The organism is Escherichia sp. HH26CH, from assembly GCF_009820205.1.
In the GTDB taxonomy this organism is placed as follows: Bacteria; Pseudomonadota; Gammaproteobacteria; order Enterobacterales; family Enterobacteriaceae; genus Escherichia; species Escherichia coli_F.
In genome coordinates, this window is record NZ_VNXM01000066.1 from 66,227 (window position 1) to 89,528 (window position 23,302).

General features: G+C 52.8%; 20 protein-coding genes and 2 pseudogenes. 13 read left to right on the top strand and 9 right to left on the bottom strand.

The genetic code is table 11. The features are described from left to right. Positions 1-2: 2 nt before the first annotated feature. Complete coding sequence (gene entE / locus FQ015_RS21430; protein ID WP_160524477.1) at positions 3-1,613, bottom strand: (2,3-dihydroxybenzoyl)adenylate synthase EntE; 1,611 nt, start codon at positions 1,611-1,613, stop codon at positions 3-5. A 9-nt stretch (positions 1,614-1,622) separates the two neighbouring features. Continuing rightward, positions 1,623-2,798, bottom strand: a complete 1,176-nt coding sequence (gene entC / locus FQ015_RS21435; RefSeq protein ID WP_160524478.1) for an isochorismate synthase EntC — start codon at positions 2,796-2,798, stop codon at positions 1,623-1,625. 188 nt (positions 2,799-2,986) lie between these two features. Here entC and fepB point away from each other — a divergent pair, with 188 nt between their 5' ends. Continuing rightward, positions 2,987-3,943, top strand: coding sequence for a Fe2+-enterobactin ABC transporter substrate-binding protein (gene fepB, locus FQ015_RS21440; RefSeq protein WP_160524479.1), 957 nt, complete (start codon positions 2,987-2,989; stop codon positions 3,941-3,943). A gap of 3 nt (positions 3,944-3,946) precedes the next feature. Here the strand turns inward: fepB and entS are convergent, their stop codons facing one another. Then, positions 3,947-5,197 carry an enterobactin transporter EntS gene (entS, locus tag FQ015_RS21445; RefSeq protein ID WP_001041789.1) on the bottom strand — a complete coding sequence of 417 codons (1,251 nt, stop codon included), beginning with the start codon at positions 5,195-5,197 and terminating at the stop codon, positions 3,947-3,949. A gap of 110 nt (positions 5,198-5,307) precedes the next feature. Between entS and fepD the strand changes: the two genes are divergently transcribed. The 3 genes from fepD to fepC are packed head-to-tail and all read left to right on the top strand — an operon-like array spanning position 5,308 to position 8,113. Continuing rightward, complete coding sequence (gene fepD, locus FQ015_RS21450) at positions 5,308-6,312, top strand: Fe(3+)-siderophore ABC transporter permease (RefSeq protein ID WP_160524480.1); 1,005 nt, start codon at positions 5,308-5,310, stop codon at positions 6,310-6,312. Further along, on the top strand, positions 6,309-7,301 hold the full coding sequence (fepG, locus tag FQ015_RS21455) for an iron-enterobactin ABC transporter permease (RefSeq protein ID WP_000640941.1): 993 nt from the start codon (positions 6,309-6,311) through the stop codon (positions 7,299-7,301). The genes fepD and fepG overlap by 4 nt, the downstream gene beginning before the upstream one ends. Then, a complete protein-coding gene (gene fepC / locus FQ015_RS21460; protein WP_039021062.1) occupies positions 7,298-8,113 on the top strand; it encodes an iron-enterobactin ABC transporter ATP-binding protein in 816 nt (271 codons plus the stop codon). The genes fepG and fepC overlap by 4 nt, the downstream gene beginning before the upstream one ends. Here the strand turns inward: fepC and wzz(fepE) are convergent. The 4 genes from wzz(fepE) to fes all read right to left on the bottom strand — a co-directional run bounded on the left by wzz(fepE) (position 8,110) and on the right by fes (position 14,760). After that, a complete protein-coding gene (gene wzz(fepE) / locus FQ015_RS21465) occupies positions 8,110-9,243 on the bottom strand; it encodes an LPS O-antigen length regulator Wzz(fepE) (RefSeq protein ID WP_160524481.1) in 1,134 nt (377 codons plus the stop codon). The genes fepC and wzz(fepE) overlap by 4 nt on opposite strands. A gap of 215 nt (positions 9,244-9,458) precedes the next feature. Continuing rightward, on the bottom strand, positions 9,459-13,340 hold the full coding sequence (gene entF / locus FQ015_RS21470) for an enterobactin non-ribosomal peptide synthetase EntF (protein WP_160524482.1): 3,882 nt from the start codon (positions 13,338-13,340) through the stop codon (positions 9,459-9,461). Beyond that, positions 13,337-13,555 carry an MbtH family protein gene (locus FQ015_RS21475; RefSeq protein WP_000885808.1) on the bottom strand — a complete coding sequence of 73 codons (219 nt, stop codon included), beginning with the start codon at positions 13,553-13,555 and terminating at the stop codon, positions 13,337-13,339. The genes entF and FQ015_RS21475 overlap by 4 nt, the downstream gene beginning before the upstream one ends. Positions 13,556-13,557: 2 nt before the next feature. Next, positions 13,558-14,760, bottom strand: coding sequence for an enterochelin esterase (gene fes, locus FQ015_RS21480; protein ID WP_160524483.1), 1,203 nt, complete (start codon positions 14,758-14,760; stop codon positions 13,558-13,560). 242 nt (positions 14,761-15,002) lie between these two features. Here fes and fepA point away from each other — a divergent pair, with 242 nt between their 5' ends. Together fepA and entD are read left to right on the top strand one after the other, a co-directional pair. Next, positions 15,003-17,243 (top strand): siderophore enterobactin receptor FepA, encoded by a 2,241-nt coding sequence (fepA, locus tag FQ015_RS21485; RefSeq protein ID WP_001034939.1) that lies wholly within the window; start codon positions 15,003-15,005, stop codon positions 17,241-17,243. Positions 17,244-17,417: 174 nt separating this feature from the next. Beyond that, a complete protein-coding gene (entD, locus tag FQ015_RS21490; protein WP_160524484.1) occupies positions 17,418-18,038 on the top strand; it encodes an enterobactin synthase subunit EntD in 621 nt (206 codons plus the stop codon). 121 nt (positions 18,039-18,159) lie between these two features. Here entD and hokE (FQ015_RS21495) read toward each other — a convergent pair whose 3' ends face one another. Further along, complete coding sequence (gene hokE / locus FQ015_RS21495; protein WP_000956467.1) at positions 18,160-18,312, bottom strand: type I toxin-antitoxin system toxin HokE; 153 nt, start codon at positions 18,310-18,312, stop codon at positions 18,160-18,162. On the opposite strand from hokE (FQ015_RS21495), the pseudogene FQ015_RS24660 reads away from it, so the two are divergent. Next, positions 18,281-18,554, top strand: a pseudogene (locus FQ015_RS24660) (hypothetical protein). The gene hokE (FQ015_RS21495) and the pseudogene FQ015_RS24660 overlap by 32 nt on opposite strands. A gap of 107 nt (positions 18,555-18,661) precedes the next feature. Here the strand turns inward: FQ015_RS24660 and hokE (FQ015_RS24005) are convergent. After that, positions 18,662-18,814 carry a type I toxin-antitoxin system toxin HokE gene (gene hokE / locus FQ015_RS24005; RefSeq protein WP_000956467.1) on the bottom strand — a complete coding sequence of 51 codons (153 nt, stop codon included), beginning with the start codon at positions 18,812-18,814 and terminating at the stop codon, positions 18,662-18,664. Here hokE (FQ015_RS24005) and FQ015_RS24665 point away from each other — a divergent pair. The 6 genes and pseudogenes from FQ015_RS24665 to ybdG all read left to right on the top strand — a co-directional run bounded on the left by FQ015_RS24665 (position 18,783) and on the right by ybdG (position 23,233). Continuing rightward, positions 18,783-19,041, top strand: a pseudogene (locus FQ015_RS24665) (hypothetical protein). The gene hokE (FQ015_RS24005) and the pseudogene FQ015_RS24665 sit on opposite strands and share 32 nt — an antisense overlap. Positions 19,042-19,264: 223 nt before the next feature. Beyond that, complete coding sequence (locus FQ015_RS21505) at positions 19,265-20,383, top strand: YbdK family carboxylate-amine ligase (RefSeq protein WP_160524486.1); 1,119 nt, start codon at positions 19,265-19,267, stop codon at positions 20,381-20,383. Positions 20,384-20,448: 65 nt separating this feature from the next. After that, the gene (locus tag FQ015_RS21510; protein ID WP_000682518.1) at positions 20,449-20,697 is read left to right on the top strand and encodes a DUF1158 domain-containing protein; all 249 of its coding nucleotides are present in this window, start codon (positions 20,449-20,451) and stop codon (positions 20,695-20,697) included. 64 nt (positions 20,698-20,761) lie between these two features. Next, complete coding sequence (locus tag FQ015_RS21515; protein WP_160524487.1) at positions 20,762-21,130, top strand: MmcQ/YjbR family DNA-binding protein; 369 nt, start codon at positions 20,762-20,764, stop codon at positions 21,128-21,130. A 94-nt stretch (positions 21,131-21,224) separates the two neighbouring features. Beyond that, positions 21,225-21,878, top strand: coding sequence for an oxygen-insensitive NAD(P)H nitroreductase (nfsB, locus tag FQ015_RS21520; RefSeq protein WP_000351455.1), 654 nt, complete (start codon positions 21,225-21,227; stop codon positions 21,876-21,878). Between the two features lie 107 nt (positions 21,879-21,985). After that, positions 21,986-23,233 carry a mechanosensitive ion channel YbdG gene (gene ybdG / locus FQ015_RS21525; RefSeq protein ID WP_001153126.1) on the top strand — a complete coding sequence of 416 codons (1,248 nt, stop codon included), beginning with the start codon at positions 21,986-21,988 and terminating at the stop codon, positions 23,231-23,233. Positions 23,234-23,302 lie beyond the last annotated feature (69 nt).

The window sequence follows — 23,302 nt, forward strand, 5'->3', positions numbered from 1 at the left end:
CTTCAGACTGATGCGCGTGACGCCAGCCACTGACGTAATTGTTTTTTATCGACTTTCCCGACCGCCGTCAGCGGAAGTGAATCTACACACTCCACGCGATCCGGTAATTTAAATTCGGCAATACCCTGTTCACGCAGGAAACGACGCACCTGTACCGCACGCAGTGGTTCTTTTACCACCAGATAAGCACAGCTTTTTTCGCCCATCAGCTCATCTTCCATACTCACCAGTGCGGCGTAGATCACCGCCGGATGGCGCAGCAACAGGTTTTCGATCTCTTCGGCAGCGATCTTCTCGCCGCCACGGTTGATCTGATCTTTCTCGCGCCCCTGCACGGTGATGTACCCCTCTGGATCAATAGAGATCAGATCGCCGGAACAGTAAAAACCGTTGGCATCAAAGGCGCTGGCATTGTGCTGTGGACTTTTGTAATAGCCGCGGAAGGTGTACGGCCCGCGCGTCATCAGGCGTCCAACTTCCCCTTGCGGCAGTGGATTTCCGTCAGCATCGGCAACCCACACTTCATCATCCGGACACATTGGATAGCCCTGGGTATGGATAATTTTTTCCGCGCTATCATCAAGACGGGTGTAGTTCACCAGCCCTTCCGCCATGCCGAATACCTGCTGTAACTGGCAGCCAATCTCTGCGGGAATACGCGCCGCAAGCGTGGCAGAAAGACGTGCGCCACCGACCTGTAACAGTTTCAGCGAGGCAAGCTGCGCCCGGCTTTCACCTTCGGTCAGCGCCTGTAACCACAGGCTGACTGCTGGTGGCACCAGCGCGGTGACGTTCACCTGATGTTTTGCAATCAATGGGAAGCAGAGCGTGGCGCTGGGGTCGGCAGCCAGAGCGACCGTGCCGCCAGCGAGAAAGACGCCCAGCGATCCTGGCGAACTCATGGCGTAGTTGTGGGCCGCAGGAATCGCGCACAGGTAGCGTGTCTGTTGCGTGAACTGACAAATCTCGACGCTACGACGTACGCTGTAGTAATAGTCATTGTGAGTGCGTGGGATCAGTTTCGGTGTGCCGGTGGTACCGCCGGAGAGCTGAAAATAGGCCACTTCATCGGCAGGTGACGGTGTGGCAATAAAATCCTCTGCCGGATGGTTAATCGCATCCTGCAAGTTATGCTCACCGCTGTCGTTCAGCAGCTGCACCACGCGAATGGAGGAGTGCTCTGCAACAAATGTATTGAGGAAATCATCCCCGCTAAACAGCGCATGTTGGCGATCGGCAATCAGTAACACCGGTTCAATCTGGCTGGCGTATGCGTTCAGCTCACTACGCTGATGGCTGAACAGTGCCAGCACCGGCGCAACGCCCAATTTTAGCAGTGCGAAAAAGGTAATATACAATTCAGCGACGTTACCCAGTTGTACCAGTGCGGTTTCACCGGGTTTAATGCCCTGACGACGCAAGCTACAGGCGAGATTATCCGCCGCCTGATTCAGTTCCCGGTAACTCAACTGACGCTCGCCGTCGATGACCGCGATGCTGTCGCTTGCGGCATGACGGTTCAGAATGTCGGTCAGCGGCAAATCCTGCCAGTAGCCTTTTTCCCGATAGCGACGGGCAAACTCTTCCGGCCAACGGGTGAATGGAATGCTCATCCTCGCTCCTTAATGCAATCCAAAAACGTTCAACATGGTAGAAAGTTTGACGCCCGTTTCGCGCCATTCACCCAACGGTGAGGACGCAGGCACAATCCCCGCTCCGGCAAACAGACGCACCTGATTTTCCCGCAGCTTCGCGCAGCGGATGGTCACCACCCACTCGCCGTTACCTTCGCTGTCACACCAACCGACAATGCCGCCAAACAGTTCGCGGTCGAACGGTTCCAGCTCAGCAATCACCTGGGTCGCGGCCTGATGCGGGAAACCGCTCAGCGCGGGGGTCGGGTGCAGCAGACAGGCCAGAGTCAGTGCGTTTTCTTGCGAATTCGCTTTGCCTTCAAAGGGTGTTGCGAGATGCCACAGCGTCGGCGTGGTGATCAATTGTGGGGAGGATGGAACGTGTAACTCACTACTGCGTTCGCGCAGTACCTCTTTCATCGCCTGAGTCACCAGTTCATGTTCATGGCGATCTTTTTCTGACGCCAGCAGACGATTACCCGCTTCGCGATCAAGCACGTCATCCGGCTGACGACGCGCGGAACCGGCTAACGGAATTGAGCTAAAACGCTCGCCGTCTTTACGCAGCAGCAGTTCCGGGCTGGCTCCCAGCAGGACGCCACCATCAGCTAACGGCACATGGAAGTTGTAACTAACCGGGTTTTGCGCAATCAACCGTTCCAGCAATACGCCACTATCAATGGCGGCGTCAGTGGTGATATCAATCAACCGTGACAACACCACTTTGTCGACTTGCGGCGTGGCGGTAAGTGCGGCGGCGCGGGCAACCATCTGTTCAAACGTAGTTTGTTCCGGAATTGCCTGACGTTCCACCACGTTCAGCGACTGGCTGCGGGTGAAACGGCGGGCTGAAGTCTGTTTTTCCAGCCGGGAGAACGACTGCCAGGATTCGGGAATATACAGCGACGAAGGCTGACGTGGATCGAAGGGAATCGCCCCAACCATCACCGGATTTTTAATGCCCTGCGCTTTGGCATCGGCAAACAGTGCGGCGAGTTTTTGCTGGAAGGGACTGTCTGGCGAATCCCCGTTCACAGCCGGTTCATCGAAGCGGGCGAAACATCCTGACGTCGTAAAACTGCGGTACGGCGACATAAAGAAAAAGCGATTGGGCGCAAGTGTTGCCATGGTCTGCTGTACTTCCTCAGCCAGTGACGTATCCATATCATCCTCCACAAAATGATAAAGGCTTTAATAATGATTATCATTTATATTTTCGGTCGCTAACCTAAAAGCAAACGAGCACTATGTCAACTCTTGAGGTAACGCAATCTGCAAGTCGGGGTTGCATCTGCTTGTGGTTACAATGAAAATGAGAAGCATTAACTTCATTAATAACAGGAAGCTGATTTGTGAGACTCGCCCCGCTCTACCGCAACGCCCTTCTTTTAGCAGGACTTTTGCTTTCAGGAATATCCGCAGTTCAGGCTGCCGACTGGCCGCGTCAGATTACTGACAGTCGTGGTACTCATACCCTGGAAAGCCAGCCGCAACGTATTGTTTCCACCAGCGTCACCCTGACCGGCTCACTGCTGGCGATTGATGCTCCGGTGATCGCCAGCGGCGCGACCACGCCGAATAACCGCGTAGCAGATGACCAGGGCTTTTTACGCCAGTGGAGCAAGGTGGCGAAAGAACGCAAACTGCAACGGCTCTATATCGGTGAACCAAGTGCCGAAGCGGTGGCCGCGCAAATGCCGGATCTGATTTTAATTAGCGCAACCGGCGGTGATTCGGCGCTGGCGCTGTACGATCAGCTTTCCACCATCGCCCCGACGTTAATCATCAATTACGACGACAAAAGCTGGCAGTCACTGTTAACGCAGCTTGGCGAAATTACCGGGCATGAGAAACAAGCGGCAGAGCGGATTGCGCAGTTTGATAAGCAACTGGCGGCGGCGAAAGAGCAAATCAAATTACCTCCGCAGCCGGTCACTGCCATTGTCTATACCGCCGCTGCACACAGTGCCAATCTCTGGACGCCTGAATCAGCACAAGGGCAGATGCTGGAACAACTCGGCTTTACGCTGGCCAGGTTGCCCGCAGGCTTAAACGCCAGCCAAAGCCAGGGCAAACGCCATGACATCATTCAGCTTGGTGGGGAAAATCTGGCGGCAGGGTTAAATGGCGAGTCGCTATTCCTGTTCGCCGGTGATCAGAAAGACGCCGATGCGATTTATGCCAATCCACTGCTCGCGCACCTGCCTGCAGTACAAAACAAGCAGGTTTATGCGCTGGGAACCGAGACGTTCCGACTGGATTACTACAGCGCCATGCAAGTGCTGGATCGGCTTAAGGCGCTGTTCTAAGCATTAACTGTCAGACGCTGTCACCTGCGGCGGCGTCTGGCGAAAACGACGCAACTCCACCAGTACCAGCAACAACAACACGCCGATAATCAACAAACCAAAACCACTCGCGCTTGCGGAGGCCACCGGCGTCATCATCGCTCCCAGACCGCCCAACAGCGCTGCGCCTATAGCATCGCCCGTCACGTTTTGTGCCGTCCACAAACCGTTAATCCGCCCTAACATCGCTTCCGGGGTTTGCGTTTGCAGCATTGTGTATTGCAGCAACGAACTAACCGCGCTCAACCAGCCGAACAGCGCCAGACAAACCACGCCTAAAATCCACATCGGCATCAGGCCAAACAAACCAATGGCGAGGAACGATCCCAGTGTGGAAAGCAGCATCAATAACCCTGGTCGCGCGCTATGTGCCAGCTTACCGCTGGTTAACGCGCCAATAGCCGCGCCGAGCGGGATCGCCGCATAGAGAAAACCAATCTGTGCCGCCGACATCTGCCAGTTGTCAGCCAGCGCCGGATACAGTACCCGCACCGCGCTCGCCATCGTCAATAAACCACCCAACAGCGCAATCCCTCCTACCAGCGGGCTGGCGAGCAGAAAACGAAATCCTGCCAGTAATGATTTCAACGGATGCTCACGCGGCTGCGGTGGCGGAGGTAGCGCCGGAAGGCTTAACAACGGTAGCAAGGTAATAAACGTGCCCGCCGCCGCCAGCCCGTAGTTCCAGGCTACGCCGCCAGTCGCCAGCAGTAAGCCGCCAATCATGGGCGAAATTACCGATCCCAGCCGCACGGTCAACATGGTGATTGCCCCGGCCTGCATTAAATTTTCACGCCCAACTAATGCCGGAGTCGCCGCCAGAAGCGCCGTAACGCCAAGTGACGCGAAAAAGCCATCCCATAATCCGAGTAAATAGATTGCCAGCAAAGACGGCTCCGGCAGTAACGCGTTCAGGCACAGACCAATGAAGCCAATGCCACAGGTGCCGCGCGCCAGCAAAATCACTTTTTTGCGCTCATAGCGATCCGCCAGCACACCGCCGACCATCAAGCCGACAAACATCGCCCCGCCGGTCAGCGTCACCGAAAGCCCCACCTGCCAGGTAGAATGCGTCATCATCTGGATCTGCACTGGCACCGCGACGCCGAGCAAACCCAGAGAAACAATAGAGATAAAACGAGCGAGGAATACTGCGCGAAACGCCGGGTGCGTTTTCAACAGGCTGAGGTTAAGCAGCCAGGATTGTTTATTCATTACAATGCCTTGCCATCAAATATTTTAAATACCTATTCTTAGGCTGCACATGCTAACATATCCAAATAAGATCGATAACGATAATTAATTTCATTATCATGGAAGTTCGTATGTCTGGTTCTGTTGCCGTGACACGCGCCATTGCCGTGCCCGGATTGCTGTTATTACTGATTATCGCGACGGCATTAAGCCTGCTCATTGGAGCAAAATCACTCCCCGTCTCCGTAGTGCTGGAGGCCCTCTCCGGCACCTGCCAGAGCGCCGACTGCACCATCGTGCTCGACGCGCGACTGCCGCGTACCCTTGCCGGTTTGCTGGCAGGCGGCGCGCTTGGCCTTGCCGGGGCGTTAATGCAAACCCTCACCCGAAACCCACTTGCCGACCCCGGCTTGCTTGGCGTGAACGCCGGAGCCAGCTTTGCCATTGTGCTGGGCGCGGCGCTGTTTGGTTACTCATCCGCGCAGGAACAACTGGCGATGGCCTTCGCCGGGGCGCTGGTGGCCTCGTTGATTGTTGCCTTTACCGGCAGCCAGGGCGGCGGGCAGTTAAGTCCGGTGCGTTTAACCCTGGCGGGCGTGGCACTGGCGGCGGTGCTGGAAGGGCTGACCAGCGGCATCGCCCTGCTTAATCCCGACGTCTACGATCAACTGCGTTTCTGGCAAGCCGGTTCGCTGGATATTCGTAATTTACACACCTTAAAAGTGGTGCTGATCCCGGTGCTGATCGCTGGAGCAACTGCGCTATTACTGAGCCGCGCGCTGAACAGTTTAAGCCTTGGCAGTGACACCGCGACGGCGCTGGGCAGTCGCGTAGCACGCACACAGTTGATTGGGCTGCTGGCGATTACCGTGCTTTGTGGTAGTGCGACGGCGGTAGTTGGCCCGATTGCCTTTATTGGCCTGATGATGCCGCATATGGCGCGCTGGCTGGTAGGTGCCGATCATCGCTGGTCGCTGCCCGTCACGCTGCTCGCCACACCTGCCCTGCTGCTGTTTGCCGATATTATCGGGCGAGTGATTGTTCCCGGCGAACTGCGCGTTTCTGTAGTCAGTGCCTTTATTGGCGCACCAGTGCTGATCTTCCTTGTACGACGTAAAACGCGAGGTGGCGCATGATTTACGTCTCTCGTCGATTAATTATCACCTGTCTGCTGTTGCTAATAGCTTGTGTGATGGCAAGCGTGTGGGGATTACGCAGCGGTGCCGTCACGCTGGAAACCTCTCAGGTATTTGCCGCGCTGATGGGTGACGCACCGCGCAGTATGACAATGGTGGTCACCGAATGGCGTTTACCGCGGGTACTAATGGCACTGTTGATTGGTGCGGCACTGGGCGTCAGCGGCGCGATTTTTCAGTCGTTGATGCGTAACCCACTCGGCAGCCCTGACGTAATGGGCTTTAACACCGGAGCGTGGAGCGGCGTACTGGTAGCGATGGTGCTGTTTGGTCAGGACCTGACGGCTATCGCGCTGGCAGCAATGGCGGGCGGCATTATCACTTCGCTGCTGGTCTGGTTGCTTGCCTGGCGTAACGGTATCGACACCTTTCGGTTGATTATTATCGGCATCGGCGTTCGCGCCATGCTGGTGGCCTTTAATACCTGGCTGTTGCTGAAAGCGTCTTTAGAAACGGCGTTAACAGCGGGTTTGTGGAATGCCGGATCGCTCAATGGCCTGACGTGGGCAAAAACCTCGCCCTCCGCGCCCATCATTATATTGATGCTAATTGCCGCCGCCTTACTGGTAAGGCGGATGCGCTTGCTGGAGATGGGTGATGACACCGCGTGTGCGTTAGGCGTCAGCGTCGAACGTTCACGGCTGTTAATGATGCTGGTCGCCGTAGTACTTACCGCAGCTGCCACTGCCCTGGCGGGGCCGATTTCCTTTATTGCTTTAGTCGCGCCACACATTGCCCGCCGTATCAGCGGCACCGCTCGCTGGGGTCTAACCCAGGCAGCGCTGTGCGGTGCGCTGTTACTGCTGGCAGCCGATCTCTGTGCTCAACAACTGTTTATGCCGTATCAACTTCCGGTTGGCGTCGTTACCGTCAGCCTCGGCGGTATTTATCTTATCGTCTTGTTAATTCAGGAGTCTCGCAAAAAATGACCGAATCAGTAGCCCGTTTGCGCGGCGAACAGTTAACCCTCGGATATGGCAAATATACCGTTGCGGAAAATCTGACTGTAGAAATTCCTGATGGTCACTTCACAGCGATTATCGGGCCAAATGGCTGCGGTAAATCCACGTTACTGCGTACCTTAAGCCGCCTGATGACACCTGCTCACGGGCATGTCTGGCTGGATGGCGAGCACATTCAACATTACGCCAGTAAAGAGGTCGCACGCCGGATTGGTTTACTGGCGCAAAACGCCACCACGCCGGGAGATATCACCGTGCAGGAGTTAGTAGCGCGCGGGCGTTACCCGCATCAACCGCTGTTTACCCGCTGGCGTAAAGAAGATGAAGAAGCGGTAACGAAAGCGATGCAGGCCACAGGAATAACTCATCTGGCAAATCAAAGCGTTGATACCCTCTCCGGTGGGCAACGTCAGCGAGCGTGGATCGCGATGGTGCTGGCCCAGGAAACGGCGATTATGCTACTCGATGAACCCACCACCTGGCTGGATATCAGTCATCAGATTGATCTACTGGAACTGCTAAGCGAACTGAACCGCGAGAAAGGCTATACCCTGGCGGCAGTGCTGCACGATCTTAATCAGGCCTGTCGTTACGCCAGCCATTTGATTGCATTGCGGGAAGGGAAAATTGTTGCTCAGGGAGCACCAAAAGAGATTGTCACTGCTGAACTGATTGAGCGTATTTATGGTTTGCGTTGCATGATCATTGACGATCCGGTAGCCGGAACTCCGCTTGTGGTGCCGCTCGGACGAACGGCACCTTCAACCGCGAAGATTTAAACTAAGTGGTCTGCCATCATGGCATCCTGTTTTCTGGATGCCATGGCATGGCGCAACAGCACGCTACCACAAGCCACCATACCGCCGATCAACGCAGAAAGGATCACGATAATCGCCTTACCCGGACCATCTTTTTTTACCGGTAATGACGGACGCAACTGATATTTAAACGGCGTAAAATTCACATCGTTGACATTTGTTTTTGTTAATTGCTCGACTAGATACTGACGATTACGTAATTCACCATTCAGCTCCGCAACGTCAGTGACCGCTTTTTCAATTTCCAGTTTACGTTCAATACCGTCTGCGCCGAGAGAAATAGAAAAGTCGGGGTCATCTTTAACTGCCTGACCATTGCTATAAACGGGCTTTTTAATTCCTGCCGCGTTGGCAATGTCGAGTGAATAATTGAGGCGCTGAATGTTTGCATCAAGTTGGTTTTTCGTTTTAATGCGATCCTGAGCCAGTTTTTCTTTTTCAAACTGGGTTTTGATTTCCAGTTTATTACGGACGTTTTCTAGCGACTCTCTCACCACCAACGCAGAGATATAATCGATATACCCGCTCAAAACGGTCTGCGCCTCTTCACTGGTTGGCGCGGTGAAACTTAGCGTCCAGGAGGTATACAGTGACGGTTCATCCTTTTTCTTACTGGCATTGTCATCAACCGCTTTCATTTTTTCGCTCAATGCGACGATAGCGCGATGCAAATCCAGTTCGTCTATTTTCGCCTCTTTTAATTGGTCCATCACATAAGGTGATGAGCGCAGGTACTCTTCCAGTAAGCTAATAGACTGAAACTTCTTGATAAATAGATTAAATACTCCATTACGATCGAGATTAACATCAAGATCCAGAACGCGCAGTTTAGTAAAGTTTTTCTCCAGGTCCTGCCACTGAATAGCCTCAGCGGGAGTAATGACGGCGGAGCTGGTCCATTTTTGCGGCAGGATGAAAGAGAGCGACAATCCTGCGCAGGCAAACGCAAAAACGACCGCCATGACCGTTTTTTTGGCCCGCCATAAAACTTCAATTAGATTAAGTAAATCAATTTCATTATTACTGGGCGACGCCAGAGGATACTCGGGAAAATGAGCGTCACTTCCCTGTTTAATATTCATTGATGACATGGGGTATAACCTGAAAATGAGTCCAATAGGGGGAAATCTCCACGGCGCTCACTTTACCAGTTGGTGAGAATTATCCGAAGCTGAAGTTTGTAAATTCCTCTCACTGAATGCAACATTCACTCTATTTCAGAGAAATATCCGTTAAATTGATAAATTAAATAAATAATAAACCCATAATCATTTATTGTAATTATGGGTTTATAGATAATATAAATTTACTTATTTAGCGCCGCACGAATAATTGGCCCTATTTTTTCAAACGCCATCGGCGAGATAATATCCACATGTGCGCAATCCTGACGATAGATATCCAGCTCCGCAATCCATGGTGCCCAGGCCCGTTCGGGAGTCATCCCCTCCTGAAGCGTGCGTTCGGCAACAAACAGCGTCGCTTTTCCATCAAACGGAACACTATGGGCAGTGGTCAACAAGCGCACTGCATCAGCGTAGTTGCCTTCAATGGTGGTAAACAGCTCCGTTGAAGTATTTCCCTGCTGTGCCGCCAGGAAAGCTTCACGTTCGCGGTTAATCTCCGCCAACACTTCCGGGTCCAGACCATTAGCTTCTTTTTCCTGCCAGTTTTGCGTTTCTGGCGGCCAGGTATCCAGCAAGCCAAGAAATGCCACCTGTTCGCCACGCGCACGCAGCCGTGCCGCAATCCCTTGCGCCAGCGTACCGCCCAGCGAATACCCCAGCAGGTAATAAGGGCCTTGCGGTTGTTGTTCAAGTAACGTTGCCAGATGCGCTTCGCAGACTTCATCCAGGTTTGCCGCCGTCTGCATGGGGCCATGAGGGCGCGGAGACTGGATGCCAATAATCGACCATTGAGGATCGAGATAACGCGAGAGCACGCTAAACTGCCAGGCAAAACCAGATGCTGGATGGAAACAAAACAGCGTCGGGCCATTACCTTCACGCAACGGCAGGATGGTTTCAAATCCCATGCGCCGGGAGCTGTCTTCTTCACCATCAATAACCGTTGCCAGTTTGGCGACGGTTGACGCGACCATCACCTGCCCCGGCGTCACCTGACGGGCAAACTGTCGACTGAGTTGTGCTGCCAGTTTCATTGCCAGTAGCGAATGACCGCCAAGCGCGAAGAAATCAGCGTCAGCATCCTGCACGTCACAACCCAGCAATGACGAGAACGCCGCGGCGATAATCGTTTCACTGCCCGCTTTCGGCGCACGCCCCGACGCTTGTGCCTTCAGTTCCGGCAACGGTAAGGCTTTGCGATCCAGCTTACCGTTGGCGCTAAGTGGTAACTGCGGCAGTTGCAGCAGAACCACGGGCACCATATGCGGTGGCAATTTTTCGCGAAGCTGCGCCTGCAATGCGCTGGTATCCAGCGGCAGGCCCGATTGCGACACCAGATAGCCCACCAGTTGACGCGCATCCCCCCCGGTGGCTGCCGCCTGATTAATCACACAAGCATGGGTAACTGCTTGCTCGACATCCGGCAGCGCCTGCATCACACGATCGATTTCGCCCAGTTCAATCCGCTGACCACGAATTTTTAGCTGATCATCACTACGCCCGAGATACTCCACCGCGCCGTTATCCAGCCAGCGGGCAACGTCTCCGGTACGGTACATCCGTTCGCCAGGGGCAAAAGGATCGGCAATAAAGCGGCTGGCGGTCAGATCGGGTCGTCCAAGATACCCCTGCGCCAGTTGAATACCGGTCAGATAGAGATCGCCTGCCACACCCGGCGGCACCGGATGCATCATCGCATCGAGAATGCGCAGGCCCGTGTTCCACACCGGGTAGCCAATCGGCACACTGCTGCCGCGTACCGCTGCAAGTTCAGCACCAAAGGCTGGATACCAGCTCACATCCACCGCCGCTTCTGTCGGGCCATAAAGATTATGTAACGGCGCGCCGGTTAACTGTTGCCATTCGCGACATAAATCGGCTGGTAAGGCTTCTCCGCTACAGAAAACCTGTTTCAACGTCGCGCAACTCTGGCGAGCGGTTTCCGGCGTCAACGAAGCAACAAACGCCGCCAGCATCGACGGTACAAAATGCGTGGTCGTTACGCCATATTCGGCAAAGAATTGCTGCATAGCGAGCGGATCGCGGTGCGCTTCCGGTTCAGCCATCACCAGTTTCGCCCCGGCAATAAACGGCCAGAAAAACTCCCACACCGAGACATCAAAACTGCACGGCGTTTTTTGGGCAACAACATCTTCGCCTGTGAGCGTGTAGTGGTTTTGCATCCATAACAGGCGGTTAACGATAGCCGTCTGCCCGACCATCACCCCTTTCGGCCTGCCGGTGGAACCGGAGGTGAAGATGATATAAGCCGTGTGGTGCGGTTGTGAAAGTTGCAGCGGCGCACTGACCTGCGGTGTAAGCGGGGCGTTATAGCAAAGACTGGTTAAATTGGGGATATCGCTAAAGCGCGGCAGTTGATCATCGGTGGTGATTAACAGTGACGGACACGCATCTTCCAGCATCATTTTCAGGCGATCGTCCGGATAGCCCGTATCCAGCGGTAGCCAGGCCGCACCTGCTTCAACTATCGCATGTAGCGCCATAGTCAAAAAGACCGAGCGCGGTAGTGCCACCGCTACGCTGTCGCCAGGTTTAACGCCGCGCTCACGCAGCAGATTCGCCAGCGCCACCACCTGCTCGCGCATTTCCCGATAACTGAACTGGTAACGCACATCTGCCAGTGCCGGAGCATCCGGCGTTTTTGCCGCCTGTTCTGCCACCAGCGCGCTCAGTGTGGTTTCTGGAATCTCAACCTGAGTGGCATTGATCTGCGCCAGCTGTGCATACTCTTCTGGCAGCATAATATCGACATCGCCGCACAACCGCGCCGGATCCGCGGCAAACTGCGCCGTCAGCATTTTCAGCCGTTCAGCATGCTTGATTAACGTTGGCTCATCGTAACGCTGTTTATTGGCGAGGATCTCAATACTCAAATCACCGTTTTCATCCGGGAAAAGGGCCAGTTCAAGGTCATTAACCGGACCGGTTGCCAGGGTATGGGTTTGCGCCTGTACCCCCGGAATATCTAACTGATAATCAAATACTTTAATATTGAGCACCGGACCGAACAGCGGTTCCTCTCCCGCCGCGCGCCCGCTGTCACGGACAATTTGTTCGGCATCGTAACGTTGATGACGACGCATTTTTTTCAGTTGTGCCGCTAGTCGGGCTGCCAGTTGCGGCAATGTTTCTTGTGCCTCAATGTGAATACCCAACGGCAACACGTTGAGCACGGGTCCGGTAGCCGTCAGCGCCGCTGAGCCCAGTCGACGCATAAAGATAAATCCGGCGGCGTAGTCCATGCGGTTGCACAATCGCCCCAGCCACAAAGCCGCCAGCGCAAGGGCTATATCGGTACGCTGCACACCTGAAAGTTGCGTAGCCAACTGGCGGAATTCCCCGCCGTTAAATTCCAGTTTCAGACGCAAAATATCTGCCGAGGCGCTGCGCCCCGGTAAAGGGGCTGGAGAAAGTGACGCGGGCGGTGGTAGTTGACGACGTTGCTCCGCCCAGAATGCCGCATCACGCTGCCAGGCTTCGCTTTCGCGGTACTGCTGGTACTCTTCCACGACATCAGCGAAAGGCGTAAACGGCGAAGCCGGTGTTGGTTCGCCACGCATCCATGCACAGTAAATGTTGGCGATCTGGCGGGTAATGACCGGGAAACTGAAGCCATCGACCAGCAAATGGTGGTAACGCTGATACCAGTACCAGCGGTTATCTGCCACCTGTATCAGTTGATGAAAAACCAGAGGTTTACCGCTATCGACGCGCAGATCTTGTTGCAAATCCGCCTGCATTAATGCCTGCGCAGTACCGTGCGGATCAATGTTGGTTCGCAGGTCGATAATTTCTGGCAGTTCGAACGTCAGCGCATCATCGACCCATTGCCAGACTTCGCCGTTATCTTCCGTAAAACGCATCCGCAGCGTATCTGCTTGCGCTAATCCGGCAACCACCGCGCGAGCCAGTAATGGCGCATCAACATCTCCGGTTAACTCAACGTAATGCGCCACGCTCCAGGCGGAGGGTAAATCCGACAGTTTTTCTGCCATCCAGATGCCGGGCTGTGCGGCAACTAAAGGTAAATGCTGGCTCATTGCGCCTCCTGCTGCTGAATGAAATTCGCCGGTGTCAGAGTACGCCAGTGGGCGTCCAGCCACTGCTGGCAGGACGCCTGTGACTGCGGCTGACACACAACATCCCAGCCTGCCGGTAAGGCGCACTGTTGCGGCCACAGACTGAATTGCCCCTGCGCATTGCGTAAAATGTAAAACACGCCCTGCGGATCATCGAAGGGATTACTGAATGCCATATTCAACTCCTGTCATGGAAAAGTGGTTGCCAGAGGTCGATTAGCCCCTGCATCAAGCCACCGCGCCAACAAAGCGCATCATGTCCGCCGTCAACCTGACGCCAGAAAATGGATTCTTTTAGGGGGGCTAATTGCGCATACAGCGCCTGATTGGCCCGCATAATCATCGGCTCGCGAATACCTGCTTCCAGCACAATGCGCAGACCTTCGGCGCTAACTTCACCAGCTTTGAGCTGTTCAAGTAACACGCCCTCTTGCTGCCCGCCCCGATGCGGCCACCAGTACGATCCCGACTGGCTTAATACACAGCCAAAGCGTTCAGGCCAGTGCAGTCCGGCATACAGCGCGGAAAGTCCACCAAAACTCTGCCCTGCGACCACGGTGCGATCGGCGTGATCGCTAAAGGGGGCGATAGTTTTCACCTGGGGTAATAACTCTTGCTGTACTGCCAGCCAGAAATCCGCATTACACGGCAGTTCGTGGGCACGTTGCGTGGTGTCGATAGCGTCGATCAACACGTACACGGCGGGAGGAAGTTGCTGACGATGGGTCAACGAAGTCAGCACAGGCCAGACGGGCATACTCTGCGCCCAAAATTCGCCATCAAGTAAAACTGCCAGCGGACGTTCTTCTGCTGTTGCATCGCCGGTGGTAAAAATCCATACACGGCGTGAATTTTTCAACCGTTCACTTTTCCAGATAATTTCTTTGGCAGGCGTTTCTGGCGCTTGCGGACAATCCCATCCTGGTTGCAGGGGCGCTTGCGGCATTTCGAGTGCAGAAACAGCGTGCCCTCGCCCGCCTTTCCAGCTTTGTGGATTCAGCGGATCGGCTATCGCCTGGGGTAATAGTTTTCGCCAGCCTTCGCGCAATTCGAGGCGATCAGGTGATGGTGCAGAAAAAATGTCATCACGTTCGGTAGGAATAAAACAGTAGCTGCCGCGCCAGTTGGCATTGAGTTGTGTCGTCCACTGCCAGACATCGGTCCCTGCAATTCGCTGCATCGACTGGGGCTGGCTGTTCTGATGGTGATCGGTCACGCCAGTGATATAGACCCATACGCGCTTTATCGTCGAGTGGTCTTCAGAACCTTGTGGATCACGCCACCAGAAAGTGACCTGATACATTTCGTCATTCAGACGCTGACATTCCGGGCCATGTTTCGACTGCCACCAGCTCTCACTTCCTACTTTTAACGCCGTCACACCATAACCCCATGTTTACTGTGCAATTTTTCATTGATTGCAGAAATATATTGATAATATTATTGATAACTATTTGCATTTGCAATAGCGTAATGGCGCGCCGTGGGAAGCGCGGACATTAATTAATCAACTGCACTGCGTGTCTTTCAGGATCAAAGGTTTTCGCGGTAGCGGGATACGTCGTATTGATGACGACTACGCCCGACAGTTGCAATTCGTGGCAAAAATGCAGGAATAAAACAATGAACAAGAAGATTCATTCCCTGGCCTTGTTGGTCAATCTGGGGATTTATGGGGTAGCACAGGCACAAGAGCCAACCGATACTCCTGTTTCACATGACGATACTATTGTCGTTACCGCCGCCGAGCAGAACTTGCAGGCGCCTGGCGTTTCGACCATCACCGCAGATGAAATCCGCAAAAACCCGGTTGCCCGCGATGTATCGGAGATCATTCGTACCATGCCTGGCGTTAACCTGACAGGTAACTCCACTAGTGGTCAGCGTGGTAATAACCGCCAGATTGATATTCGCGGCATGGGTCCGGAAAACACGCTGATTTTGATTGACGGTAAGCCTGTCAGCAGCCGTAACTCGGTGCGTCAGGGCTGGCGTGGCGAGCGTGATACCCGTGGTGATACCTCCTGGGTGCCGCCTGAAATGATTGAACGTATTGAAGTTCTGCGTGGTCCGGCAGCTGCGCGTTATGGCAACGGTGCGGCGGGCGGCGTGGTTAACATCATTACCAAAAAAGGCAGCGGCGAGTGGCACGGCTCATGGGATGCTTATTTCAATGCGCCAGAGCATAAAGAGGAAGGTGCCACCAAACGCACCAACTTCAGCTTGACCGGTCCGCTGGGCGACCAATTCAGCTTCCGTTTATATGGCAACCTCGACAAAACTCAGGCTGATGCGTGGGATATTAACCAGGGCCATCAGTCCGCGCGTGCCGGAACCTATGCCACGACGTTACCAGCCGGGCGCGAAGGGGTGATCAACAAAGATATCAATGGCGTGGTGCGTTGGGACTTCGCCCCTATGCAGTCACTCGAACTTGAAGCGGGCTACAGCCGCCAGGGTAACCTGTATGCGGGTGACACCCAGAACACCAACTCTGACGCTTACACTCGCTCTAAATATGGCGATGAAACCAACCGCCTGTATCGCCAGAACTACTCGCTGACCTGGAACGGTGGCTGGGATAACGGCGTGACCACCAGCAACTGGGTGCAGTACGAACACACCCGTAACTCGCGTATTCCGGAAGGCCTGGCGGGCGGCACCGAAGGGAAATTTAACGAAAAAGCGACACAAGATTTCGTCGATATCGATCTTGATGACGTGATGTTGCACAGCGAAGTTAACCTGCCGATTGATTTCCTCGTTAACCAGACGCTGACGCTGGGAACTGAGTGGAATCAGCAGCGGATGAAGGACTTAAGTTCCAACACCCAGGCGCTGACCGGAACGAATACCGGCGGTGCTATTGATGGTGTAAGTGCCACTGACCGTAGCCCATATTCAAAGGCAGAAATTTTCTCGCTATTTGCCGAAAACAACATGGAGCTGACTGACAGCACCATCGTAACGCCGGGGCTGCGTTTCGATCATCACAGCATTGTCGGCAATAACTGGAGTCCGGCGCTGAATATATCGCAAGGTTTAGGCGATGACTTCACGCTGAAAATGGGCATCGCCCGTGCTTATAAAGCGCCGAGCCTGTACCAGACTAACCCGAACTACATTCTCTACAGTAAAGGTCAGGGCTGCTATGCCAGCGCGGGCGGCTGCTATTTGCAAGGTAATGATGACCTGAAAGCGGAAACCAGCATCAACAAAGAGATTGGTCTGGAGTTCAAACGCGACGGCTGGCTGGCGGGTGTCACCTGGTTCCGTAACGATTATCGCAATAAGATTGAAGCGGGCTATGTGGCTGTAGGGCAAAACGCAGTCGGCACCGATCTCTATCAGTGGGATAACGTGCCGAAAGCGGTGGTTGAAGGTCTGGAAGGATCGTTAAATGTGCCGGTTAGCGAAACGGTGATGTGGACCAATAACATCACTTATATGCTGAAGAGTGAAAACAAAACTACGGGCGACCGTTTATCGATCATCCCGGAATATACGTTGAACTCAACGCTGAGCTGGCAGGCACGGGAAGATTTGTCGATGCAAACGACCTTCACCTGGTACGGCAAGCAGCAGCCGAAGAAGTACAACTATAAAGGCCAGCCAGCGGTTGGACCGGAAACCAAAGAAATTAGCCCTTACAGCATTGTTGGCCTGAGCGCGACCTGGGATGTGACGAAGAATGTCAGTCTGACCGGCGGCGTGGACAACCTGTTCGACAAGCGTTTGTGGCGTGCGGGTAATGCCCAGACCACGGGCGATTTGGCAGGAGCCAACTATATCGCGGGTGCCGGCGCGTATACCTATAACGAGCCGGGACGTACGTGGTATATGAGCGTAAACACTCACTTCTGATGCTAACGTCAGATTGTTGACAAAGTGCGCGTCGTTCATGCCGGATGCGGCGTGAACGCCTTATCCGGCCTACAAAAATCTTGCCAATTCAATATATTGCAGGATAGTGTAGGCCTGATAAGCGTAGCGCATCAGGCAGTTTTGCGTTTGTCATCAGTCTCTAATATGGTCGATATGAAAACTACGCATACCTCCCTCCCCTTTGCCGGACATACGCTGCATTTTGTTGAGTTCGATCCAGCAAGTTTTCACGAACAGGATTTACTCTGGCTGCCGCAATACGCTCAACTGCAACACACTGGACAGAAACGCAAAACAGAGCATTTAGCCGGACGGATCGCTGCTGTTTATGCCTTGCGGGAATGTGGCCTTAAATGTGTGCCCGCAATCGGCGATCTACGCCAACCTATGTGGCCTGCGGGGGTATTTGGCAGTATCAGCCACTGCGGGACTACGGCATTGGCAGTGGTATCCCGTCAACCCATTGGCATTGATATCGAAGAGATTTTCTCTGTACAAACCGCAAAAGAATTGACAGACAACATTATTACACCAGCAGAACACGAGCGACTCGCAGAATGCGGTTTAACCTTTTCTCTGGCGCTGACACTGGCATTTTCCGCCAAAGAGAGCGCATTTAAGGCAAGCAAGATACAGGCCGCTCAAGGTTTTCTGGATTATCAGATAATTAGCTGGAATAAACAGCAGATCATCATTCGACTAGAGGATGAGCAGTTTGCTGTGCACTGGCAGATAAAAGAAAAAATAGTCATAACGCTGTGCCAACACGATTAATTGACAACATCTGGTACGATTCGCCCGCAGCCATCACTGACCACGGGCGAAAGTGTAAAGCAGGTGCCTTACCATCCTGACCTGACAACCGGATATGCGGGGATTACTCCCCGCACAACGGCTACTTCTTCGGTTCGTAAGCGAGAACAGCCCTGAACTCAATATTACGTTCCTTTACGGTGAACTCACACAGCGAGTCGCCGACCAGAAGCGTAAATCCCAGCACTGTCAAACACAGCACTATGACTGCCACAAGGGCATATTTCGTCAGCATGTTTATATTGCCTCCATGCGAAGAAGGGACTACCATCCAAATTGTCTGGTTTGGAGTGGCGGCCCCAGGGTTGATAGAAATATCTCCTGGGGCTTCATCTTTCCAGACCTCAGAGTTAACCTGAAACCGGAAAGCTTCAGGCACCCGCCGTTATCTTACCCTTCCTTAGCAAAATGGCTGTTTATTTATACAGTAAATCCTGTTCCGGACTTTTCATTGGTATTATCGCCCATGCCAGTTAAACGAAATCGCCCGCAGCCATTGCTGACCGCGGGCGAAAATGTAAAGCAGGTGCCTTACCATCCTGACCTGACAACCGGATATGCGGGGATTACTCCCCGCACAACGGCTACTTCTTCGGTTCGTAAGCGAGAACAGCCCTGAACTCAATATTACGTTCCTTTACGGTGAACTCACACAGCGAGTCGCCGACCAGAAGCGTAAATCCCAGCACTGTCAAACACAGCACTATGACTGCCACAAGGGCATATTTCGTCAGCATGTTTATATTGCCTCCATGCGAAGAAGGGACTACCATCCAAATTGTCTGGTTTGGAGTGGCGGCCCCAGGGTTGATAGAAATATCTCCTGGGGCTTCATCTTTCCAGACCTCAGAGTAAACCTGAAACCGGAAAGCTTCAGGCACCCGCAGTCATCTTACCCTTCCTTAGCAAAATAGCTGTTTATTTATACAGTTGGTCTTATTTCGGACTTCTCACTACGCATTAGATCAACCGAAACTAAGCCAGTTTTTCCTTCGCCCCTCAATCGTCAAAATTCTCCGCCGCCAGCCAGCTATGCCATAACTTGGCACATTGCAAAAGTAGCCAAATTGCTTCAGTCACAATCAGTTCACCATCACCAAAAAAAAGAAACATTCCAGAACTTCCGCATCTCCCCCGGCCGCTCCCACTTCTATACTGAAATGAAAACGCCAACATAAGAGAAACCTATGCCATTACCCGATTTTCATGTTTCTGAACCTTTTACCCTCGGTATTGAACTGGAAATGCAGGTGGTTAATCCGCCGGGCTATGACTTAAGCCAGGACTCTTCAATGCTGATTGACGCGGTTAAAAATAAGATCACGGCCGGGGAGGTAAAGCACGATATCACCGAAAGTATGCTGGAGCTGGCGACTGATGTTTGCCGTGATATCAACCAAGCTGCCGGGCAATTTTCAGCGATGCAGAAAGTCGTATTGCAGGCAGCCGCAGACCATCATCTGGAAATTTGCGGCGGTGGCACGCACCCGTTTCAGAAATGGCAGCGTCAGGAGGTATGCGATAACGAACGCTATCAACGAACGCTGGAAAACTTTGGTTATCTCATTCAGCAGGCGACCGTTTTTGGTCAGCATGTCCATGTTGGCTGCGCCAGTGGCGATGACGCCATTTATTTGCTGCACGGCTTGTCGCGATTTGTGCCGCACTTTATCGCCCTTTCTGCCGCTTCGCCGTATATGCAGGGAACGGATACGCGTTTTGCCTCCTCAAGACCGAATATTTTTTCCGCCTTTCCCGACAATGGCCCAATGCCCTGGGTCAGTAACTGGCAACAATTTGAAGCCCTGTTTCGTTGTCTGAGTTACACCACGATGATCGACAGCATTAAAGATCTGCACTGGGATATTCGCCCCAGCCCCCATTTTGGCACGGTGGAAGTTCGGGTGATGGATACCCCATTAACCCTTAGCCACGCGGTAAATATGGCGGGATTGATTCAGGCCACCGCCCACTGGTTACTGACGGAACGCCCGTTCAAACATCAGGAGAAAGATTACCTGCTGTATAAATTCAACCGCTTCCAGGCTTGCCGTTATGGGCTGGAAGGTGCCATTACCGATCCGCACACTGGCGATCGTCGGCCACTAACGGAAGACACCTTGCGATTGCTGGAAAAAATCGCCCCTTCGGCACATAAAATGGGTGCATCGAGCGCGATTGAGGCCCTGCATCGCCAGGTCGTCAGCGGTCTGAATGAAGCGCAGCTGATGCGTGATTTCGTCGCCGATGGCGGCTCTCTGATTGGACTGGTGAAAAAGCATTGTGAGATTTGGGCCGGAGAATAAGTCGGGAATTGCCTTACAGAAGAATATCCCTGACAATGGTGTTTTAACTTACATTTAACAATGTTATGAAACACCCTTTAGAAACCTTAACCACCGCAGCAGGCATTTTGCTGATGGCTTTCCTCTCTTGCCTGCTGCTGCCCGCCCCCGCACTGGGGCTGACGCTGGCACAAAAACTGGTGACCATGTTCCATCTGATGGATCTTAGCCAGCTTTACACTTTATTGTTTTGTCTGTGGTTTTTAGTGCTGGGCGCTATTGAGTATTTTGTTCTGCGCTTTATCTGGCGACGCTGGTTCTCGCTGGCGGATTAAACGTCGATTATCGCCGTACTTCACGGCATACTTTGCTTATTCTCCTTCGCCTAAAGGAACGTTTATGGATAAGCAATCACTGCACGAAACGGCGAAACGCCTGGCCTTTGAGTTACCCTTTGTCGAGCTTTGCTGGCCTTTTGGCCCGGAGTTCGATGTCTTTAAAATTGGCGGCAAGATTTTTATGCTGTCGTCGGAGCTGCGCGGCGTCCCCTTTATCAATTTGAAGTCCGATCCACAAAAATCCCTGTTAAATCAGCAAATATACCCGAGCATTAAGCCAGGGTATCACATGAATAAAAAGCACTGGATTTCAGTGTATCCAGGCGATGAGATCTCCGAAGCGTTACTGCGCGATCTTATCGATGATTCATGGAATTTAGTGGTTGATGGCTTATCTAAACGCGATCAAAAAAGAGTGCGCCCAGACTAAAAGCGAAAATCTATAGCGCATTTTTCTCGCTTACCATTTCTCGTTGAACCTTGTAATCTGCTGGCACGCAAAATTACTTACACATGGAGTCTTTATGGATATCATTTCTGTCGCCTTAAAGCGTCATTCCACTAAGGCATTTGATGCCAGCAAAAAACTTACCCCGGAACAGGCCGAGCAGATCAAAACTCTTCTGCAATACAGCCCATCCAGCACCAACTCCCAGCCGTGGCATTTTATTGTTGCCAGCACGGAAGAAGGCAAAGCGCGTGTTGCCAAATCCGCCGCCGATAATTACGTGTTCAACGAGCGCAAAATGCTTGATGCCTCGCACGTCGTGGTGTTCTGCGCGAAAACCGCGATGGACGATGCCTGGCTGAAACAGGTTGTTGACCAGGAAGATGCCGATGGCCGCTTTGCCACGCCGGAAGCGAAAGCCGCGAACGATAAAGGTCGCAAATTCTTCGCCGATATGCACCGTAAAGATCTGCATGATGATGCTGAGTGGATGGCAAAACAGGTTTACCTCAACGTCGGTAACTTCCTGCTGGGCGTTGCGGCGCTGGGTCTGGACGCGGTGCCAATCGAAGGTTTTGACGCCGCCATCCTCGATGAAGAATTTGGTTTGAAAGAGAAAGGCTACACCAGCCTGGTGGTTGTTCCGGTAGGTCATCACAGCGTCGAAGATTTCAACGCTACACTGCCGAAATCCCGTCTGCCGCAAAACATCACCATAACTGAAGTGTAATTCTCCTTTGCCGGGCATCCGCCCGGCTATTTCCCCTCAGATTATCCTGATTTGCATAACCCTGTTTCAGCCGTCATCATAGGCTACTGTTGTATAAAGGAGACGTTATGCAGGATTTAATATCCCAGGTTGAAGATTTAGCGGGTATTGAGTTTGATCACACCACCTCGATGGTGATGATTTTCGGTATTATTTTTCTGACTGCCGTTGTAGTGCATATTATTTTGCACTGGGTAGTACTACGGACCTTCGAAAAACGTGCCATCGCCAGTTCACGGCTATGGTTGCAAATCATTACCCAGAATAAACTCTTCCACCGTTTAGCTTTCACCTTGCAGGGGATTATCGTCAATATTCAGGCGGTATTCTGGCTGCAAAAAGGCACCGAAGCGGCTGATATTCTAACCACCTGCGCGCAGTTGTGGATCATGATGTATGCACTGCTTTCAGTCTTCTCGTTGCTGGATGTTATTTTGAATCTGGCGCAGAAATTCCCGGCGGCGTCTCAGTTACCGCTGAAAGGGATATTTCAGGGGATTAAACTGATCGGCGCGATTCTGGTCGGCATTTTGATGATCTCGCTGCTGATTGGTCAATCGCCAGCGATTCTGATCAGCGGTCTTGGTGCAATGGCTGCCGTGCTGATGTTGGTATTTAAAGATCCGATTCTTGGTCTGGTGGCAGGTATTCAGCTTTCCGCGAACGATATGCTGAAACTGGGCGACTGGCTGGAGATGCCGAAATACGGCGCGGATGGCGCGGTGATCGATATTGGGTTAACCACCGTCAAAGTGCGTAACTGGGACAATACCATTACCACTATTCCCACCTGGTCGCTGGTCTCTGACTCCTTTAAAAACTGGAGCGGGATGTCAGCATCCGGCGGGCGACGTATTAAACGCAGTATCAGCATTGATGTCACCAGTATTCATTTTCTTGATGAAGACGAAATGCAACGTCTGAATAAAGCGCATTTGTTAAAACCTTATTTAACCAGCCGCCATCAGGAAATTAATGAGTGGAATCGCCAGCAAGGTTCTACAGAGTCGGTATTAAACCTGCGTCGAATGACCAATATTGGAACCTTTCGCGCCTATCTGAACGAATATCTACGTAACCATCCGCGGATTCGTAAAGATATGACCTTAATGGTACGCCAACTGGCTCCTGGCGATAACGGTTTACCGCTCGAGATCTATGCGTTTACCAACACCGTGGTGTGGCTGGAATATGAAAGTATTCAGGCTGATATATTCGACCACATATTTGCGATTGTCGAAGAGTTTGGTCTGCGGCTTCATCAGTCACCAACCGGCAATGATATTCGCTCTCTGGCGGGTGCATTTAAGCAGTAATTAAAAAATCCGCTCTCATCGAATGGATGAGAGCAGATTCAGATGGTTGACTTCGTTTTGTCGGATGCG

What these genes read in the sequence shown, in the direction of transcription:
- entS (WP_001041789.1), bottom strand. Translation starts at nt 5,197, where the DNA reads ATGAATAAACAATCCTGGCTGCTTAACCTCAGCCTGTTGAAAACGCAC.
- entF (WP_160524482.1), bottom strand. Translation starts at nt 13,340, where the DNA reads ATGAGCCAGCATTTACCTTTAGTTGCCGCACAGCCCGGCATCTGGATG.
- FQ015_RS21475 (WP_000885808.1), bottom strand. Translation starts at nt 13,555, where the DNA reads ATGGCATTCAGTAATCCCTTCGATGATCCGCAGGGCGTGTTTTACATT.
- ybdG (WP_001153126.1), top strand. Translation starts at nt 21,986, where the DNA reads ATGCAGGATTTAATATCCCAGGTTGAAGATTTAGCGGGTATTGAGTTT.
- hokE (WP_000956467.1), bottom strand. Translation starts at nt 18,814, where the DNA reads ATGCTGACGAAATATGCCCTTGTGGCAGTCATAGTGCTGTGTTTGACA.
- hokE (WP_000956467.1), bottom strand. Translation starts at nt 18,312, where the DNA reads ATGCTGACGAAATATGCCCTTGTGGCAGTCATAGTGCTGTGTTTGACA.
- FQ015_RS21515 (WP_160524487.1), top strand. Translation starts at nt 20,762, where the DNA reads ATGGATAAGCAATCACTGCACGAAACGGCGAAACGCCTGGCCTTTGAG.
- entE (WP_160524477.1), bottom strand. Translation starts at nt 1,613, where the DNA reads ATGAGCATTCCATTCACCCGTTGGCCGGAAGAGTTTGCCCGTCGCTAT.
- fepC (WP_039021062.1), top strand. Translation starts at nt 7,298, where the DNA reads ATGACCGAATCAGTAGCCCGTTTGCGCGGCGAACAGTTAACCCTCGGA.
- entD (WP_160524484.1), top strand. Translation starts at nt 17,418, where the DNA reads ATGAAAACTACGCATACCTCCCTCCCCTTTGCCGGACATACGCTGCAT.
- fepD (WP_160524480.1), top strand. Translation starts at nt 5,308, where the DNA reads ATGTCTGGTTCTGTTGCCGTGACACGCGCCATTGCCGTGCCCGGATTG.
- FQ015_RS21510 (WP_000682518.1), top strand. Translation starts at nt 20,449, where the DNA reads ATGAAACACCCTTTAGAAACCTTAACCACCGCAGCAGGCATTTTGCTG.
- fepG (WP_000640941.1), top strand. Translation starts at nt 6,309, where the DNA reads ATGATTTACGTCTCTCGTCGATTAATTATCACCTGTCTGCTGTTGCTA.
- nfsB (WP_000351455.1), top strand. Translation starts at nt 21,225, where the DNA reads ATGGATATCATTTCTGTCGCCTTAAAGCGTCATTCCACTAAGGCATTT.
- entC (WP_160524478.1), bottom strand. Translation starts at nt 2,798, where the DNA reads ATGGATACGTCACTGGCTGAGGAAGTACAGCAGACCATGGCAACACTT.
- FQ015_RS21505 (WP_160524486.1), top strand. Translation starts at nt 19,265, where the DNA reads ATGCCATTACCCGATTTTCATGTTTCTGAACCTTTTACCCTCGGTATT.
- fepA (WP_001034939.1), top strand. Translation starts at nt 15,003, where the DNA reads ATGAACAAGAAGATTCATTCCCTGGCCTTGTTGGTCAATCTGGGGATT.